14 protein-coding genes are annotated in these 16322 nt (G+C 36.5%); 9 read left to right on the top strand and 5 right to left on the bottom strand.

Going from position 1 to position 16322, the window contains the following annotated elements; genetic code table 11:
* A complete protein-coding gene (locus tag LZZ90_RS11460) occupies positions 1-1923 on the bottom strand; it encodes an LTA synthase family protein (RefSeq protein ID WP_237790839.1) in 1923 nt (640 codons plus the stop codon).
* A 134-nt stretch (positions 1924-2057) separates the two neighbouring features.
* Between LZZ90_RS11460 and LZZ90_RS11455 the strand changes: the two genes are divergently transcribed.
* The 9 genes from LZZ90_RS11455 (at position 2058) to LZZ90_RS11415 (ending at position 12798) form a co-directional block, all read left to right on the top strand.
* Positions 2058-3836, top strand: a complete 1779-nt coding sequence (locus tag LZZ90_RS11455; RefSeq protein WP_237790838.1) for a long-chain fatty acid--CoA ligase — start codon at positions 2058-2060, stop codon at positions 3834-3836.
* A gap of 114 nt (positions 3837-3950) precedes the next feature.
* Positions 3951-4403 (top strand): MarR family winged helix-turn-helix transcriptional regulator, encoded by a 453-nt coding sequence (locus tag LZZ90_RS11450; protein WP_237790837.1) that lies wholly within the window; start codon positions 3951-3953, stop codon positions 4401-4403.
* Positions 4404-4493: 90 nt separating this feature from the next.
* On the top strand, positions 4494-6884 hold the full coding sequence (locus tag LZZ90_RS11445) for a 3-hydroxyacyl-CoA dehydrogenase/enoyl-CoA hydratase family protein (protein WP_237790836.1): 2391 nt from the start codon (positions 4494-4496) through the stop codon (positions 6882-6884).
* Between the two features lie 3 nt (positions 6885-6887).
* On the top strand, positions 6888-8069 hold the full coding sequence (locus LZZ90_RS11440; protein WP_237790835.1) for an acetyl-CoA C-acyltransferase: 1182 nt from the start codon (positions 6888-6890) through the stop codon (positions 8067-8069).
* Between the two features lie 29 nt (positions 8070-8098).
* On the top strand, positions 8099-8455 hold the full coding sequence (locus LZZ90_RS11435) for a four helix bundle protein (protein ID WP_237790834.1): 357 nt from the start codon (positions 8099-8101) through the stop codon (positions 8453-8455).
* Positions 8456-8493: 38 nt separating this feature from the next.
* Complete coding sequence (locus tag LZZ90_RS11430) at positions 8494-10290, top strand: acyl-CoA dehydrogenase family protein (protein ID WP_237790833.1); 1797 nt, start codon at positions 8494-8496, stop codon at positions 10288-10290.
* Between the two features lie 132 nt (positions 10291-10422).
* Complete coding sequence (locus LZZ90_RS11425; RefSeq protein WP_237790832.1) at positions 10423-10947, top strand: superoxide dismutase family protein; 525 nt, start codon at positions 10423-10425, stop codon at positions 10945-10947.
* A gap of 6 nt (positions 10948-10953) precedes the next feature.
* Positions 10954-11523, top strand: a complete 570-nt coding sequence (locus tag LZZ90_RS11420; protein WP_237790831.1) for a YdeI family protein — start codon at positions 10954-10956, stop codon at positions 11521-11523.
* Positions 11524-11595: 72 nt separating this feature from the next.
* Positions 11596-12798: an LETM1-related biofilm-associated protein gene (locus LZZ90_RS11415; protein WP_237790830.1), complete on the top strand. Its 1203-nt coding sequence runs from the start codon at positions 11596-11598 to the stop codon at positions 12796-12798.
* A gap of 44 nt (positions 12799-12842) precedes the next feature.
* Here the strand turns inward: LZZ90_RS11415 and can are convergent, their stop codons facing one another.
* The 4 genes from can to LZZ90_RS11395 all read right to left on the bottom strand — a co-directional run bounded on the left by can (position 12843) and on the right by LZZ90_RS11395 (position 16286).
* On the bottom strand, positions 12843-13478 hold the full coding sequence (gene can, locus LZZ90_RS11410; protein WP_237790829.1) for a carbonate dehydratase: 636 nt from the start codon (positions 13476-13478) through the stop codon (positions 12843-12845).
* Positions 13479-13523: 45 nt separating this feature from the next.
* A complete protein-coding gene (locus LZZ90_RS11405; protein ID WP_237790828.1) occupies positions 13524-14207 on the bottom strand; it encodes a carbonic anhydrase family protein in 684 nt (227 codons plus the stop codon).
* Between the two features lie 46 nt (positions 14208-14253).
* Positions 14254-15918 carry a SulP family inorganic anion transporter gene (locus LZZ90_RS11400; RefSeq protein ID WP_237790827.1) on the bottom strand — a complete coding sequence of 555 codons (1665 nt, stop codon included), beginning with the start codon at positions 15916-15918 and terminating at the stop codon, positions 14254-14256.
* An 83-nt stretch (positions 15919-16001) separates the two neighbouring features.
* Positions 16002-16286, bottom strand: a complete 285-nt coding sequence (locus LZZ90_RS11395; protein ID WP_237790826.1) for a hypothetical protein — start codon at positions 16284-16286, stop codon at positions 16002-16004.
* Between the last annotated feature and the right edge of the window lie 36 nt (positions 16287-16322).

Raw genomic sequence — 16322 nt, 5'->3', positions numbered from 1 at the left:
TTATTTAGCGTATAATTTCTGATCGACAATTCTTTCGAAATAATCCTGAACAATTGCTTTACAAGCTTCACCGTTCTCAAGCATTTCCTTATTAGGCTTAGCTATCAAATTGTGTTCCAAAGCTTTATCGTTAATATCGTAATATCCTGTAATTTGCTTGCCGTCAAAAGTACAAATATAATTTCCACGTTGAAACTGATATTGGTTTCCGTTAAAGTTAATTGTGTACGGTTTAATCTTTTTATCGCCTACCAAACTTCTTCCCCAACTTCTGAAAGGTTTATCATAACCTATCATATCTAAAATAGTCGGATAGATATCAATTTGTTGTGCTAAATCGGTATTTACACCTTTTAAACTATTGTCAGGCTTGAAAATCAGGATTGGAGTTGCGCTTCGATTTACCACTTTTTCATATTCAGGATAAGCCGTTAAATTTCCATGATCGGCAGTGATGATGAAAATCGTATTCTTATACCAAGGTGCTTTCTTGGCTGCTTCAAAAAACTTCTTAAAGGAATAATCGGTGTAACCTACACATTGGTGCATTGGCGTGGTTCCTTTTGGAAATTTCCCTTCGTATTTCTTCGGAACAATGTAAGGTTCATGCGATGAAACTGTAAAAACGGTAGTAAAGAACGGGGCTTTTTTCTTATCAATAGTTTGTTTCATAAACTGAAGGAAAGGCTCGTCCCAAATTCCCCAAACACCATCGTGTTCCGCATCGTTATTAAATTCGGTTTTACCATAATAGTGATCAAAACCTAAAATATTTCCAAAACCTAAGAATCCCATAGAGCCGTTTGGAGCTCCGTGGAAAAAAGAAGTATCATAACCTTCTTCCTTCAAAGTTGAAACCAACGACTGGATTTTTTGCTTCGGATAGGGAGAAGATGTAAAGGCATCTCTGAACGATGGAATTCCTGCAATAATCGATGACATTCCGTGTATTGACTTGCTTCCGTTGGCAAATCCGTTGGTAAAAATCAAACTGTTTTGCGCCAAAGAATCCAGAAACGGCGTGTACCCAACATAACCTTTAATTTTAGTGTCTTTGTTGAAAGAACCCCAATATTCACGACCAAAACTTTCCGTGATAATCAATACGATATTCGGAGTAGTTTTCGGATTGTTTGTATAATGTTTGATTGGCTGAAAATTAGCTTCCACTAAACTTTGATCCACAAGGTTAATCTTTTTAAAGCTTGTAGTTCCTAAAGTTCGGATAATTGCAAAAGGTGTATTTAAAACAATATCTGCATGTTGTGATTTGGTAACGTGCCTGTTAGCGTCAATTAAATTGATTGGCCGGGTGCTTTTTTTGAAATCACCTCGGATTCCTCCAACAACAAGTGTAGCAATAACCAATAAACCAACCAAAGAAGATGAGAAATAGACAACTTTAGCTTTTGGGGCTTCATGCTCCACTCTTACTTTTCGGTACAAGTAAATCCATAAAAAAGCTAATACAAAGAACAATACATACACGTGCCAATAACTAACAATGAATCTGAAAAACATGTTCCCTTTATTGGATTCATGCTTCATAATATCCAAAACCGCTATCGTTGTTCTTGAATAAATGTATTTGTAATAAATAAAATCAATAAAGTTTGTAGCAAATCCAATCAGGTTAAACGTAAAGTAAACGTAGAAAAGGAATTTCTGATAACCTCTTTTAGTATTATGCCAAAACGGCAAGATGGAAAGCACTATAAAAAGCGCATTTAAGTATAAAATCGCAGCTGTATCGAAAGCTAAACCATGATACTGTAATGCTAAATAATCAGTAAAAGAATCAACTTTAAGAAGTTTATAATTGTATGCAAAAAACAAAAGTCTTGCTATGAAATAGAAAAAATAAACCAAAAAGAGTCTATAAAACAAGGCTTTATATTCTGCAATACGAATAAATTTGTTCATGTTAAAATGATGAAAATCAGTAAAATTAAGTGCCCAAAATTACGAAATAACCCTTCTTTTGGTTAACTATTATTAAAAATTTAAGCAAATTTTATTATTTTTTTTATAATTTGCGATTACTAAACAGCTTAATTATGATTAATGTTACCCGCCTTTTCGACTTTCCTTATTACCAGCTTGAAAAGTACAACCTCTCCGATGCCTTAGTTACCAAATACGACGGTGAATGGGTAAAAACTTCCACTCAGGAATATCTTGACAAAGCAAATGCAGTTTCCAGAGGATTATTACGTTTGGGAGTTCAGAAAAACGATAAAATTGCAATCATCTCCTCCAATAACAGAACAGAATGGAACATTACCGATATCGGGGCACTGCAAACGGGAGCTCAAACGGTACCAATCTATCCAACAATTGCTGCGGAAGATTATGCTTATATCTTAAACCATTCGGAATCCAAATATTGTTTTGTGTCTGATCAGGAGGTTTTAGATAAAGTGAAATCGATTCGAAATCAAGTTCCTACATTAATCGAAGTCTTTTCTTATAATGATATTCCCGGTTGCAAAAGCTGGAAAGAGATTCTTGAATTGGGTAAAGACACTTCCAATCAAAATGAAGTTGAAGAACGAAAAAACAGTATAGTTACCACCGATTTAGCTACAATTATCTATACCTCCGGAACAACCGGAAGACCGAAAGGTGTTATGCTGACCCATCAAAATATCGTATCCAATGTATTAATGAGTGCGCCTCGTGTACCATTGAGAGCTGGTGATACCAGAGGTTTGAGCTTCTTACCTGTTTGCCATATTTTTGAAAGAATGATTTTGTATTTATACCAATATTACGGTATCTCTATCTATTTCGCAGAAAGTATCGAGAAAATGAGCGATAACTTAAAAGAAGTAAAACCTCATGTAATGACTGCTGTTCCTAGACTTCTTGAAAAAGTTTATGATAAAATTTATGCAAAAGGAGCCGCTTTAGACGGAATCAAAAAGAAATTGTTTTTCTGGGCAATTGATTTAGGTCTAAAATACGAACCTTACGGTGCAAACGGATGGTGGTATGAATTCCAATTAAAAATCGCCCGCAAACTCATTTTCTCCAAATGGCAGGAAGGACTTGGCGGACAATTGGAGCTGATGGTTTCCGGAAGCGCCGCTTTACAATCAAGACTAACCAGAGTTTTTGCTGCTGCAGGAATTCCAATTATGGAAGGTTACGGTTTAACAGAAACTTCACCGGTAATTGCTGTAAATGATCAAAACAACAGAGGTTTTAAAATCGGAACCGTTGGACGTGTTCTGGAAGGTGTCGAAGTTAAAATTGCCGAAGACGGCGAAATCCTTTGTAAAGGGCCAAACGTTATGATTGGTTATTATAAAGATCCTGAAAAAACAGATGAGGCTCTACAAAACGGATATTTTCATACAGGAGATATTGGAGAAGTCGATGCTAATGGTTTCTTACGCATTACCGACCGTAAAAAAGAAATGTTCAAAACCTCCGGAGGAAAATATGTTGCTCCTCAACTTATTGAAAACACAATGAAACAATCACGCTTTATTGAGCAGATCATGGTGGTTGGTGAAGGAGAAAAAATGCCAGCTGCTTTCATTCAGCCTAATTTTGATTTCGTAAAAGAATGGGCCAAGATAAAAGGCATCAATATTGGAACGACAGAAGCTGAAATTTCAGCAAACCCGGAAGTAAAACAAAGAATCGAAGAAGAAGTTGAAGTACTAAACAAAAAATTCGGAAACTGGGAGCAGGTTAAAAAAATAGAACTTACTCCAGATGTTTGGTCTATTGATGCTGGTCATTTGACCCCGACTATGAAATTAAAACGTAAAATCATAAAAGAGAAATATCAAAATCTTTATGATAAAATTTATAATAATGCCTAAAAATCAAGGAACTCCTCTTAATTGAGGAGTTTTTTTTTAATTTAACTTAAAAATAATTCAAATTTATTATGCGCGCATAGTATTTTTTTGTATATTTGAAATCACGAAAAGTTTATGAAAGATAAAACTATTGATTATGTTTTAAGAGCCACTTGGCAAGCAGTAGCCCGAATGTATAATGAAGAGGCTACCAAATATGGGGCAACCATGGCCACAGGTTTTGCTTTGCTAAGTATTGACAGGGAAAACGGAACCCCTTCGACCGCTATTAGTGCAAGAATGGGAATGGAAGCCACGAGTTTAACCCGAACCCTAAAGTCAATGGAAGAAAGAGGATTAATTACAAGAAAAAAAAATCCCGTTGATGGCAGAGGTGTATTAATTCATCTTACCAAACTGGGAAAAGAGAAACGCGAATTGTCAAAATCAACAGTTTTAAAATTCAACGAAACTATCAGACAACATGTTTCAGAAGAACAATTAAATCATTTCATGGAAGTTGCTGAAATCATCAATGAACTGATTGTAGATAAAAATATTTTCTCAGACGAAAGCCTGGAAAAATAAACCGCAAAACATCAATTAAAATATTAATAGTATCAAATGAAACAACCTAATAAGTTCATTTGACCATTACAAAAACAATAGTAACAACAAATGAAACGACTAATTAAAAAAGTAGCAGTTATCGGTTCAGGAATTATGGGTTCAGGGATTGCCTGCCATTTTGCGAACATCGGTGTGGAAGTTTTGCTTCTGGACATTGTACCGCGTGAGTTAACCGAAGCTGAACAGAAAAAAGGATTAACGTTAGAAAACAAAGCAGTTCGCAACCGATTGGTAAACGATCATTTGGCAAATGCTTTAAAATCGAAACCCTCTCCTATTTACGATCAGAAATTCGCAAGCCGAATTACAACAGGGAACACAACTGATGATTTAGAAAAAATCAAAGATTGCGACTGGATTATTGAAGTTGTTGTTGAACGATTAGACATTAAAAAAGCTGTTTTTGAACAGATTGAAAAATACAGAAAACCGGGAACTTTAATTACCTCAAATACTTCCGGTATTCCTATTCATTTTATGAGTGAAGGCAGAAGCGAAGATTTCCAGAAACATTTCTGCGGAACGCACTTCTTTAACCCGGCTCGTTACTTGAAATTATTCGAAATCATTCCAGGGCCTCAAACTTCTAAAGAAGTATTGGATTTCTTGAATGAATATGGTGAGAAGTTTTTAGGAAAAACTTCTGTTGTTGCTAAGGATACTCCGGCTTTTATCGGAAACAGAATCGGAATCTTCGGAATTCAGAGTTTATTCCACTTGGTAAAAGAGATGGGCTTAACTATTGAAGAAGTGGATAAATTGACTGGTCCAGTTATCGGAAGACCAAAATCAGCGACATTCAGAACGGTTGATGTTGTTGGTTTGGACACTTTGGTTCACGTAGCCAACGGAATCTACGAAAACTGTCCGAATGACGAAGCACACGACTTGTTCAAACTACCCGATTTCATCAACAAAATGATGGAAAACAAATGGTTAGGAAGCAAAACCGGACAAGGTTTCTATAAAAAAGTAGACAAAGATATCCTATCCTTAGATTTAGATACTTTAGAATACCGAGCGGCTAAAAAAGCATCGTTCGCCACTTTAGAACTTACCAAAACGATTGACAAACCAATTGATCGTTTCAAAGTATTGGTAAAAGGAAAAGACAAAGCCGGAGAATTCTACAGAAAAAGTTTCTCGGCAATGTTTGCTTACGTTTCCAACAGAGTTCCTGAAATTACTGATGATTTCTACAAAATTGACGATGCCATGAAAGCTGGTTTCGGTTGGGAAAACGGACCATTCGAAATTTGGGATGCCATCGGTGTAGAAAAAGGAATTGAATTAATGAAAGCGGAAGGCCTTGCTCCTGCTGCTTGGGTTACTGAAATGATTACTTCAGGTAACAAATCGTTTTACTCTGTAAAAGAAGGTGCTACACATTACTACGATACTGCTTCAAAATCACAAGTTAAAGTTCCGGGACAAGATGCTTTTATCATCTTGAACAACATCCGTGAAACTAAAAAAGTGTGGAGTAACAGCGAGGCAATCGTTCAGGATTTAGGAGACGGAATCTTAAACTTAGAATTCCAGTCGAAAATGAACTCAATTGGTGGTGGTGTTATCCAGGGAATCAACAAAGCCATCGATTTAGCTGAAAAAGATTTCCGAGGATTAGTAATCGGGAACCAAGCTGCAAATTTCTCTGTTGGAGCTAACTTAGCCATGATTTTCATGATGGCTGTTGAACAGGAATACGACGAATTAAACTTAGCAATCAAGATGTTTCAAGACACAATGATGAAAGTTCGTTATTCTGGAATCCCTGTAATTGCAGCCCCTCACGGAATGACTTTAGGTGGTGGTTGCGAATTAACCATGCATGCAGACAGAGCAGTTGCCGCAGCTGAAACCTATATTGGTCTAGTAGAATTTGGTGTTGGTGTAATCCCTGGTGGTGGTGGTTCTAAGGAAATGGCTTTAAGAGCTTCCGATACCTTCCGTAAAAACGATGTGGAATTGAACACTTTACAAGAATATTTCTTAACTGTTGGTATGGCTAAAGTTGCAACTTCTGCTTATGAAGGGTTCGACATCGGAGTACTTCAAAAAGGAAAAGATATCGTAGTTGTAAACAAAGACCGTCAGATTGCCGAAGCTAAAAAACATGCAATTTTAATGGCGGAAGCCGGTTATACTCAGCCAGTTAAACGCAAGGATATCAAAGTTTTAGGAAAACAGGCTTTAGGTATGTTCTTGGTTGGAACCGATCAGATGGTTGCCGGACAATACATTTCGGAACACGACCAGAAAATCGCTAACAAATTGGCTTATGTAATGGCTGGTGGAGATTTATCCGAACCAACTTTAGTAAGCGAACAATACTTGTTAGACCTAGAAAGAGAAGCCTTCTTATCACTTTGTACCGAAAGAAAAACTTTGGAAAGAATCCAATTCATGTTAACCAAAGGAAAACCTCTAAGAAACTAAATAATGAAAACAGCATATATAGTTAAAGCATACAGAACAGCCGTTGGTAAAGCACCGAAAGGAGTGTTCCGTTTTAAAAGACCTGATGAATTAGCAGCCGAAACCATCGAATACATGATGAACGAGTTGCCAAATTTCGACAAAACCAGAATCGACGACGTAATGGTAGGAAACGCCATGCCGGAAGCCGAACAAGGTTTGAACGTAGGTCGATTAATTTCCTTAATGGGATTGAAAATTGATGATGTTCCGGGTGTTACCGTAAACCGTTACTGTGCCTCAGGATTAGAAACTATCGGAATGGCAACAGCAAAAATCCAATCCGGAATGGCACATTGTATCATTGCCGGTGGTGCAGAAAGCATGAGTTATATTCCGATGGGTGGTTACAAACCGACTCCAGATTATAAAGCAGCTGCAGCAGGTCATGAAGATTATTACTGGGGAATGGGTTTAACTGCAGAAGCAGTTGCCAAACAATTCAATGTTTCCCGTGAAGATCAGGACGAGTTTGCGTACAATTCCCATATGAAAGCTTTGAAAGCTCAGGCTGAAGGGAAATTCGACAAACAAATCGTTCCTATCACTATTGAGCAGACCTTCATCAATGAAAATGGTAAAAAAGAAACCAAATCTTATACGGTAACCAAAGATGAAGGACCAAGAGCTGATACCAATAAAGAAGCTTTAGGAAAACTAAAACCTGTTTTCGCAGCGGATGGATCGGTTACAGCGGGTAACTCTTCCCAAATGAGCGATGGAGCGGCATTCGTACTGGTAATGTCGGAAGAAATGGTAAAAGAATTAAACCTTGAGCCAATCGCACGTTTAGTAAACTTCGCTTCTTCAGGGGTTGAGCCAAGAATCATGGGAATCGGTCCCGTTAAAGCTATTCCGAAAGCTGTACAACAAGCTGGTTTACAAATTAAAGACATCGAATTAATTGAGTTAAACGAAGCTTTTGCAGCACAATCGTTAGCGGTAATACGCGAATTAGACTTGAATCCGGAAATCATCAACGTAAATGGTGGCGCAATCGCTTTAGGTCACCCACTAGGCTGTACGGGAGCAAAACTTTCTGTTCAGTTGTTCGACGAGATGAAACGTCGTGGCAGCAAATACGGTATGGTGACCATGTGTGTTGGAACAGGACAAGGAACAGCAGGAATCTATGAATTATTATAAATGATGAATTTTAAATTTTAAATGAACTTATGAAGAATGATAATCTTATTGCAAATAAGACTTTTGATTTTTCACTTTCAATTATTTCATTATTCGTTCAACTTAAAAAAGAAAACGAATTCATTATTTCAAAACAATTAATGAGATGTGGAACAAGTATTGGCGCTAATGTTGAAGAAGCAATTGCTGCACAATCAAAAAAAGATTTCATCAGCAAAATGTCAATAGCTTCAAAAGAAGCTCGTGAAACAAAATATTGGTTACGACTATTAGATAAATCAGAGATTACAAAAATTTCGACCGAAACCTATCTAATAGAAATTGAACATATTATCAATATCATAACCAAAATAATTAAAACATCTCAAGAAAGCATTTCAAAATAATTTAAAATTTATAATTCAAAATTTAAAATAGTATAACTATGGAAGATATTACAAGAGGTGGACAGTTTTTGGTTAAGGAAACAAAATCAGAAAACATTTTCACACCGGAAGATTTCAACGAAGAGCAAATTATGATGCGTGATTCTGTTAAAGAATTCGTAGACAAAGAATTATGGGCTCACAAAGATAAATTTGAGAAAAAAGATTATGCCTACACTGAAGAGTGTATGAAAAAAGCCGGAGAGCTAGGTTTCTTAGGTGTAGCCGTTCCGGAAGAATACGGTGGTTTAGGCATGGGCTTCGTAAATACGATGCTTACTTGTGATTACATTTCCGGAGCAACAGGTTCTTTCTCAACAGCATTCGGTGCGCACACAGGAATTGGTACTATGCCAATTACTTTATACGGTACCGAAGAACAAAAGAAAAAATACGTTCCGAAATTAGCAACTGGAGAATGGTTTGGTTCGTACTGTTTGACTGAGCCGGGAGCTGGTTCGGATGCAAATTCAGGAAAAACCAAAGCAGAACTTTCTGCTGACGGTAAATCATACAAAATCAACGGTCAGAAAATGTGGATTTCCAACGCAGGTTTCTGTCACTTAATGATTGTTTTCGCTAGAATCGAAGACGATAAAAACATTACCGGTTTCATCGTAGAATATGATCCTGCAAATCCAAACGGAATCACTTTAGGTGAGGAAGAGCACAAATTAGGAATCCGCTCCTCTTCTACCCGTCAGGTTTTCTTTAGCGACACTGTTGTACCTGCAGAAAACATGTTGGCTGGTCGTGGAGAAGGTTTCAAAATCGCGATGAACGCCTTAAACGTTGGTCGTATCAAATTAGCAGCAGCTTGTTTGGATGCTCAAAGAAGAACCATCACAGGTGCTGTAAAATATGCTACGGAAAGAATGCAGTTCAACACACCAATTGCAAACTTTGGCGCTATCCGTTCAAAATTAGCAGAAATGGCTGCTTCAGCTTATGCTGGGGAAAGTGCTTCTTATAGAGCTGGTGGAAGTATTGAAGAAAGAATCAATGCTCGTGTGGCTGAAGGAAATTCACATCAGGAAGCTGAACTAAAAGGTGTTGAAGAATTTGCTATCGAGTGTTCTATCCTAAAAGTTGCAGTTTCTGAAGATATTCAAAATTGTTCCGATGAAGGAATCCAGATCTTCGGTGGTATGGGATTCTCTGAAGACACACCAATGGAATCAGCTTGGAGAGATGCTCGTATCGCACGTATTTACGAAGGTACTAATGAAATCAACCGTATGCTTTCCGTAGGAATGTTGATCAAAAAAGCAATGAAAGGCCACGTGGATTTATTAGGTCCGGCAATGAAAGTTGCAGAAGAATTGATGGGAATTCCATCTTTCGAGACTCCAGATTATTCAGAATTGTTTTCCGAAGAAAAAGAATTAATCGGGAAACTGAAAAAAGCATTCTTAATGGTAGCCGGTTCCGCAGTACAAAAATATGGCCCGGATTTAGAAGCTCATCAACAGTTATTAATGGCCGCTGCCGATATGCTAATTGAAATTTACATGGCGGAATCTGCAATTTTAAGAACTGAAAAATTAGCAAAATCTAAAGGTGAAGCTAATGTGAAAGAACAAATCGCAATGGCGCAATTGTACTTATATCACGCAGTTGACATTATCGCTCAGAAAGGAAAAGAAGGAATTGTTTCTTTTGCTGAAGGCGACGAACAACGCATGATGTTAATGGGATTACGCCGTTTTACAAAATATACAAATATGCCTAATGTAGTTGCTTTACGTGAAACTATCGCTTCGAAATTAGTAGCAGAGAACGCTTATTGCTTTTAAACCAAGCAATAAAATTTTGGTTTAGTTTGTTTAAAAGCCGCTCTTGTAGTCAAATACAGGGGCGGTTTTTTTTTATGCTTTTTTAACAATCAAAACCTCTAAAATTTCTGTAAATTTGAAAGAAAAAGAATCATGAAAAAAATCATCTTGTTTTCATTCGGAATATTGGCATTATCAGTGGGCTGCAAAACCAAAACAGAAAGCAAACCCAACGAACTTAAGATTGCTTTAGAACCAAAAAGCGGAACAAATACAGCCGGTACAGTTGTATTTTCAGAAAAAAATGGAAAGGTTACTTTCACGGCAAATATTTCCGGATTAACTCCTGGAGTGCACGCCATACATATCCATGAAAAAGCAGATTGTTCTGCAACTGATGCTGCTTCTGCCGGAGGACACTGGAACCCTACCTTCAAAAAACACGGTCGTTGGGGAGAAGGCGAATACCATAAAGGAGATATAGGAAACTTTACAGCAGATGCCAGCGGTAACGGAAAAATTTCCTTAACAACCGACCAGTGGTGTATTGGCTGTGGAGATGAGACCAAAGATGTTATAGGTAAAGCAATTATCGTTCATAAAGGACAAGACGATTTTACCACACAACCAACGGGAAATGCAGGTGGACGTGTAGCATGTACAGCAATCATCCGATAACTTTTCATGAAAGAAAAAGAGCTTCATTATTTTAAAAATTCCGAGGAATGGCGTAACTGGTTGCATGAAAACCATAATTCATCCAAAGGAATTGATTTAGTTTTTTATAAAGTTGGTAGTGATTTTCAAAGCATGAGATGGGAAGAAGCCGTTCAGGTGGCACTTTGCTACGGTTGGATTGATTCTACAGTAAGAAAAATTGGTGATGACAAACGAAAGCAAACCTTTACCCCCAGAAAAGACAAAAGCGTTTGGAGTAAAGTCAACAAAAATTACATTGAAAAACTCATCGCTGAGAATTTGATGCACGAAAGCGGATTGGCGAAAATTGAAATTGCCAAACAAAACGGATCCTGGACTTCGCTTGATCATGTAGAGGATTTAATCATTCCACAAGATTTACAGGATGCTTTTAATAAAAACATCAAAGCCCTTGAAAATTTCACGAATTTCAGTTTCACCTATCGTAAGAGTTATCTTTATTGGCTTAATCATGCCAAGCGTGAGGAAACAAGAAATAAAAGAATACAAGAAATTATAGAATACTGCACAGCAAACAAAAAATCGAGGTCTTAACAGTATAAAACTTAACACTAAGTTTGTATTCGATACTCAAAATGCTATAGCTTTGCAGTATAATTCACAACGATGATTAACCCTTCTACAAACGGATGGATCGACAAATTTTTTGCGGAGCAGCAGCCTTCGCCCTTACCTGTTGTTATCTACTCGAAGGAGTTTTATCAAAATGTTAGAAATACCGGTTTTATTTATGGACATACAGTCGAATTTGACGTAGATAAACCAATCGATGCTAAAGGCTGGACCAATCAGGAAAGTACAAAAGTAGCACTTCTTAATACGCTTTATGGTGTTTTTGGCCTAATTACCCACGAAGGAAATCCAAAAGAATTTATTGAAAAAGCCAACGGTTTTTACAAGCAGATGAACCCAGAAGGTTTTACTTTGTTGAAAAAAATGCTACCCGAGGCTTCTGCGAGTCATCGTTTGGAAGAAATGATTGACGAACGAGTACAAACCAACGACAACATCATCAGTAAAAATTTTTCGCATATTCTTACCAATGCTTTGCTTTTTATGGATGTGCTTGCGTTTCGTCAGTATCTTTTACATAAAGAAATCCCAGTAAATTACCTGAAAAAGCTGGAAGAAAACATCATTAGTATTGTATCCTTGGCCTTAAAAACCAAAACCGTCAAATCGAATTATGATGATTTACTAATCAAGCTTTTTGAATCTTCGGTTCGTTATACAAAGTTTTCAAAAATCAATATTGAGAATTTGGAAATGCTTGAATTAGAATATTTTGCATCTAATCTGGAAAAGAATTATTTGCTGGATATGGCTGGAATGGCAATGTGGAGCGACGGGGTTATCGAGCAAAAGGAAAGCGATTTTTTATTCAAACTTTCTGATTTACTGGAAATTGACAGAGGTTATGCCATCCAGAGCATCGAATCAATTGACGATTTTATCCTCAAATACAAAAAAGAAATTCCTTATTTTAAATATTCCAATCCAGTTAAGCATTTTTACGATCAAGCTACGCAAAACGTTGTGGTCTTGATTACACGTAACAAAAATCGTCTTATTAAAGAACTTTCCCAAAGTGGTGAGTTAATGAAACTCTTAGCGCTTTCTACAACAAGAGATTTGGACGCCAAAGAAAAGAAAAAAGTAAAAAAACAGCTTTTGGACATCTGCAAAACAGTGCCTTCCCTTACCATCTTTCTTTTACCCGGAGGTGGATTATTACTGCCGATACTAATTAAATTCATACCGCAGCTTTTACCTTCTGCTTTTAATGAAAATTTAGATTCTGATACCTGATAAAATAAAAAATCCGCTTAAAGCGGATTTTTTATTTTCAAAGTTTAGAACTTCAACTGATATACTTCATCCAATTGATCATTCGAATCGATGTTTACATTCAGATCAGTTACATATCCGGAATTTAAACCGTAAACCCAACCGTGTAAACATAATTCCTGACCATTTTTCCAGGCATTCTGTACAATTGATGTTTTTGCCAAATCAAAAACCTGTTCTTTTACATTGATTTCCACAAACTTGTTGAATCGTTCGTTTTCATCTGAAATAGCATCCAATTCCTGTTTGTGAAACCTGTAAACATCTTTAATATGACGAATCCAGTTGTCGATAATCCCGATGGAATCATTACCCATAGCAGCTTTTACACCACCACAACCGTAATGCCCGCAAACAATAATGTGCTTTATTTTTAAGGCGTTAACAGCATAATCTAAAACACTTAACATGTTCATATCACTATGAACCACCATGTTGGCAATGTTTCTGTGTACAAAAACTTCGCCAGGTGCCGCACCAATAATTTCATTCGCAGGAACACGGCTGTCTGAACATCCGATCCATAATAAAGGGGGCTGTTGGCCTTTTGCTAAATCTTTAAAGTAATCATTGTCAACGGCTAACTTTTCTTCAACCCACTTTTTATTGTTGTCTAAAATCTTTTTATAAAAATCGCTCATACTATTATGTTGTGACAACAAAAGTAATTCAAAAAACAGAAAAAACTATTTTACCAGTTCTTTTAAGTTCAATTCAGGGTTTAATTCGTCTTTGATAAATTCAGTTTCAGGGTAAAACTCTACGGTTCCAGTTTCAATATTGTGCATTCCGCCAATGATACCAATTTCACCATTTTCAATCATTTGCTCCAAAATATAACTTCTTTGGATAACTGATTTCACTGTACGTTTCACATTAATCTCAGCTACATTTTCCACAAACTGACCATTTTTGGAACTTCTTTCCCCAGTGGTTTGCTGCTCTTCATAAACAGCAGGCTGAATTTTAGATAATAATTCCGTTAAATTACCCATTTCTACGTGGTCGCAAGCTCCCTTAACAGCACCACATTTGGAATGTCCTAAAACAACAATTAACTTAGAACCAGCCACTTTACAAGCAAATTCCATACTTCCTAAAATATCTGTATTGGCAACATTACCTGCAATTCGAATAGAAAAAATATCACCTAATCCCTGATCGAAAATTAATTCCGCAGAAGTTCGGCTGTCAATACAACTCAAAATTGTTGCAAAAGGCCATTGACCATCACGCGTGTCGTTAACCTGTTCCAATAAATTGCGGTGTAGTTTTAAATTGTTTACAAAACGACTGTTTCCTTCTTTTAAAAGTTCTAATGCTTTTCTTGGGCTTATTTGTGACTGTAATTCTTTATTTAAAGTTCTCATGAAATTTATTTTTTATAAATGTTTTTTTATTTTTTTTAAGTATTTTCTAATTCGTGGTTAATTCTTCAATTGCAGCTTTATGCGAAGAAATCGAATTGTTTCGGTATTTGATCAAAGCATCATGCTCCATAAATACATGATTATTCTCGTATTGTGTATTATCCAATTCGTAAGCTTCCTTAAAACCGATCAACGTAACATCGATATTTTTCTCTACAGCATTAATCTGTTTAAACTCTTTAATCAAATCAATAACGTCGTGCGCTATATATACCGTGTCCGAAGCATTGATAACCACTTTGGAATCTTCCGGTAAATTACTCAAAGTCAATTTAATAGCTGCTTTATTTAAAAACGAAACTTCCTGAGCTAAATCGATGTGGATTACGTCTCCGCTTTCATATTCTTCTTTTCTGAAATAATAAGCTCTTTTTAAATTACCTCTCAAAATAAAGATGATACTGATAATCATACCTAATGCCACACCTTTTAACAAATCCAGAAAAACCACAGCCAGAAGTGTTGCAATAAAAGGCGCAAACTGATACTTCCCTTTTTCCCAGAAGTGCATAATCGTAGCTGGTTTTGCTAATTTATAGCCTACCATAAGTAAAACTGCCGCCAAAGTTGCCAAAGGAATTTTATTCAAAATAAACGGAATTGCCAAAACACTGATAAGTAATAAAACTCCGTGAATAATGGCAGACATTTTTGACTTAGCTCCGGCGTTTACATTGGCAGATGTTCTTACCACAACCGAAGTCATTGGCAAACCTCCCAAAAGAGAACTTACAATGTTACCAATTCCCTGAGCTTTAAGCTCGTTATTAGTATCTGAATATCTTTTTTGAGGATCCAGACGATCAGCCGCTTCAATGCACAACAAACTTTCAATTGAAGCAACAATTGCTATGGTAAAAGCTACAACCCAAACTTTAGAATTTGTTATGGCTGAAAAATCCGGAAACAGGAAAATGCTTTTGAAATCTTCGAAGGAAGCTGCAACCGGTAAAGAAACCAAGTGTTCTTTTCTAATAGCCAATGTGCTTCCGCTGGCAATAAACAGCTCGTTTAAAATTACTCCTAAAACAACAGCTACCAAAGCACCTGGAACAAGTTTCATCTTTTTTAATGCAGGTACTCTATCCCATGCAATCAATATAACTAAGGATACGATCGTTATAATAACCGCGCCAAATTGAATGTAATCAAAGGCACCTAATAAAGAGGAAAAAGTATTACCTCCATCTACTTGTGTAAAAGCTTCATCTCCCTCAAAATCTGCATCATACCCAACAGCATGAGGCAATTGTTTAAGAATAATTATTACACCGATACCGGCCAGCATTCCTTCAATAACATTGGTTGGGAAATAATTGGAAATACTTCCGGCTTTCAGAAAACCTAAAGCCAATTGAATGAAACCGGCAAAAAATACTGCCGTTAGGAAAATATTAAATGCTCCAAAATCTGTAATAGCCGTTAAAACAATAGCTGTTAAACCGGCAGCCGGCCCTGAAACACTTACATGAGATTTACTAAAATATCCCACAACAATTCCACCAATAACCCCTGCAATAATTCCCGAGAATAAGGGCGCACCTGATGCCATTGCAATACCTAAACATAAAGGCAAAGCCACCAGAAAAACAACCAAACCAGAAGCAAAATCTGATTTTAGGCTGCCAAAAATATTTGTTTTTTTTGTCATAACCCGATAAAATATAATACAATTAATACTTCAAGTACCAAAAGATACCTGACTGATAATCAAATTAATGATTTCAAATTATATTATATCAATTCGGGTGGAGGTGAAAAAATCTCTTCAAAAACATTATCGTGTTTCTGAAGGTTTTCAAAGTTAATTACAGAAGTTTTTGAAGTAAGCACCAAAGTAGGAACCTGAAGTATATTTTCCAATTTTGCAGGAATCTCTTTGATTTCTTTATGAACTTCCTCTTCAGAAAAACTGTAAACAATAGATGTATCGGTATCACTCTCGATAAAACTCACAATAGTTGGAGTTGCAAGGAAAGTAATAAACAGGAACAATACTATGTTTACCAAAAATTTCATTTCGCGAAAGTAAAAAATTAAAATAAGGCAGAAAAC

This window comes from Flavobacterium sp. SM15 (assembly GCF_022012335.1).
Lineage (GTDB): Bacteria > Bacteroidota > Bacteroidia > Flavobacteriales > Flavobacteriaceae > Flavobacterium.
This window is presented reverse-complemented; position numbering and strand designations above follow the sequence as displayed.

What these genes read in the sequence shown, in the direction of transcription:
- LZZ90_RS11460 (WP_237790839.1), bottom strand. Translation starts at nt 1,923, where the DNA reads ATGAACAAATTTATTCGTATTGCAGAATATAAAGCCTTGTTTTATAGA.
- LZZ90_RS11455 (WP_237790838.1), top strand. Translation starts at nt 2,058, where the DNA reads ATGATTAATGTTACCCGCCTTTTCGACTTTCCTTATTACCAGCTTGAA.
- LZZ90_RS11450 (WP_237790837.1), top strand. Translation starts at nt 3,951, where the DNA reads ATGAAAGATAAAACTATTGATTATGTTTTAAGAGCCACTTGGCAAGCA.
- LZZ90_RS11445 (WP_237790836.1), top strand. Translation starts at nt 4,494, where the DNA reads ATGAAACGACTAATTAAAAAAGTAGCAGTTATCGGTTCAGGAATTATG.
- LZZ90_RS11440 (WP_237790835.1), top strand. Translation starts at nt 6,888, where the DNA reads ATGAAAACAGCATATATAGTTAAAGCATACAGAACAGCCGTTGGTAAA.
- LZZ90_RS11435 (WP_237790834.1), top strand. Translation starts at nt 8,099, where the DNA reads ATGAAGAATGATAATCTTATTGCAAATAAGACTTTTGATTTTTCACTT.
- LZZ90_RS11430 (WP_237790833.1), top strand. Translation starts at nt 8,494, where the DNA reads ATGGAAGATATTACAAGAGGTGGACAGTTTTTGGTTAAGGAAACAAAA.
- LZZ90_RS11425 (WP_237790832.1), top strand. Translation starts at nt 10,423, where the DNA reads ATGAAAAAAATCATCTTGTTTTCATTCGGAATATTGGCATTATCAGTG.
- LZZ90_RS11420 (WP_237790831.1), top strand. Translation starts at nt 10,954, where the DNA reads ATGAAAGAAAAAGAGCTTCATTATTTTAAAAATTCCGAGGAATGGCGT.
- LZZ90_RS11415 (WP_237790830.1), top strand. Translation starts at nt 11,596, where the DNA reads ATGATTAACCCTTCTACAAACGGATGGATCGACAAATTTTTTGCGGAG.
- can (WP_237790829.1), bottom strand. Translation starts at nt 13,478, where the DNA reads ATGAGCGATTTTTATAAAAAGATTTTAGACAACAATAAAAAGTGGGTT.
- LZZ90_RS11405 (WP_237790828.1), bottom strand. Translation starts at nt 14,207, where the DNA reads ATGAGAACTTTAAATAAAGAATTACAGTCACAAATAAGCCCAAGAAAA.
- LZZ90_RS11400 (WP_237790827.1), bottom strand. Translation starts at nt 15,918, where the DNA reads ATGACAAAAAAAACAAATATTTTTGGCAGCCTAAAATCAGATTTTGCT.
- LZZ90_RS11395 (WP_237790826.1), bottom strand. Translation starts at nt 16,286, where the DNA reads ATGAAATTTTTGGTAAACATAGTATTGTTCCTGTTTATTACTTTCCTT.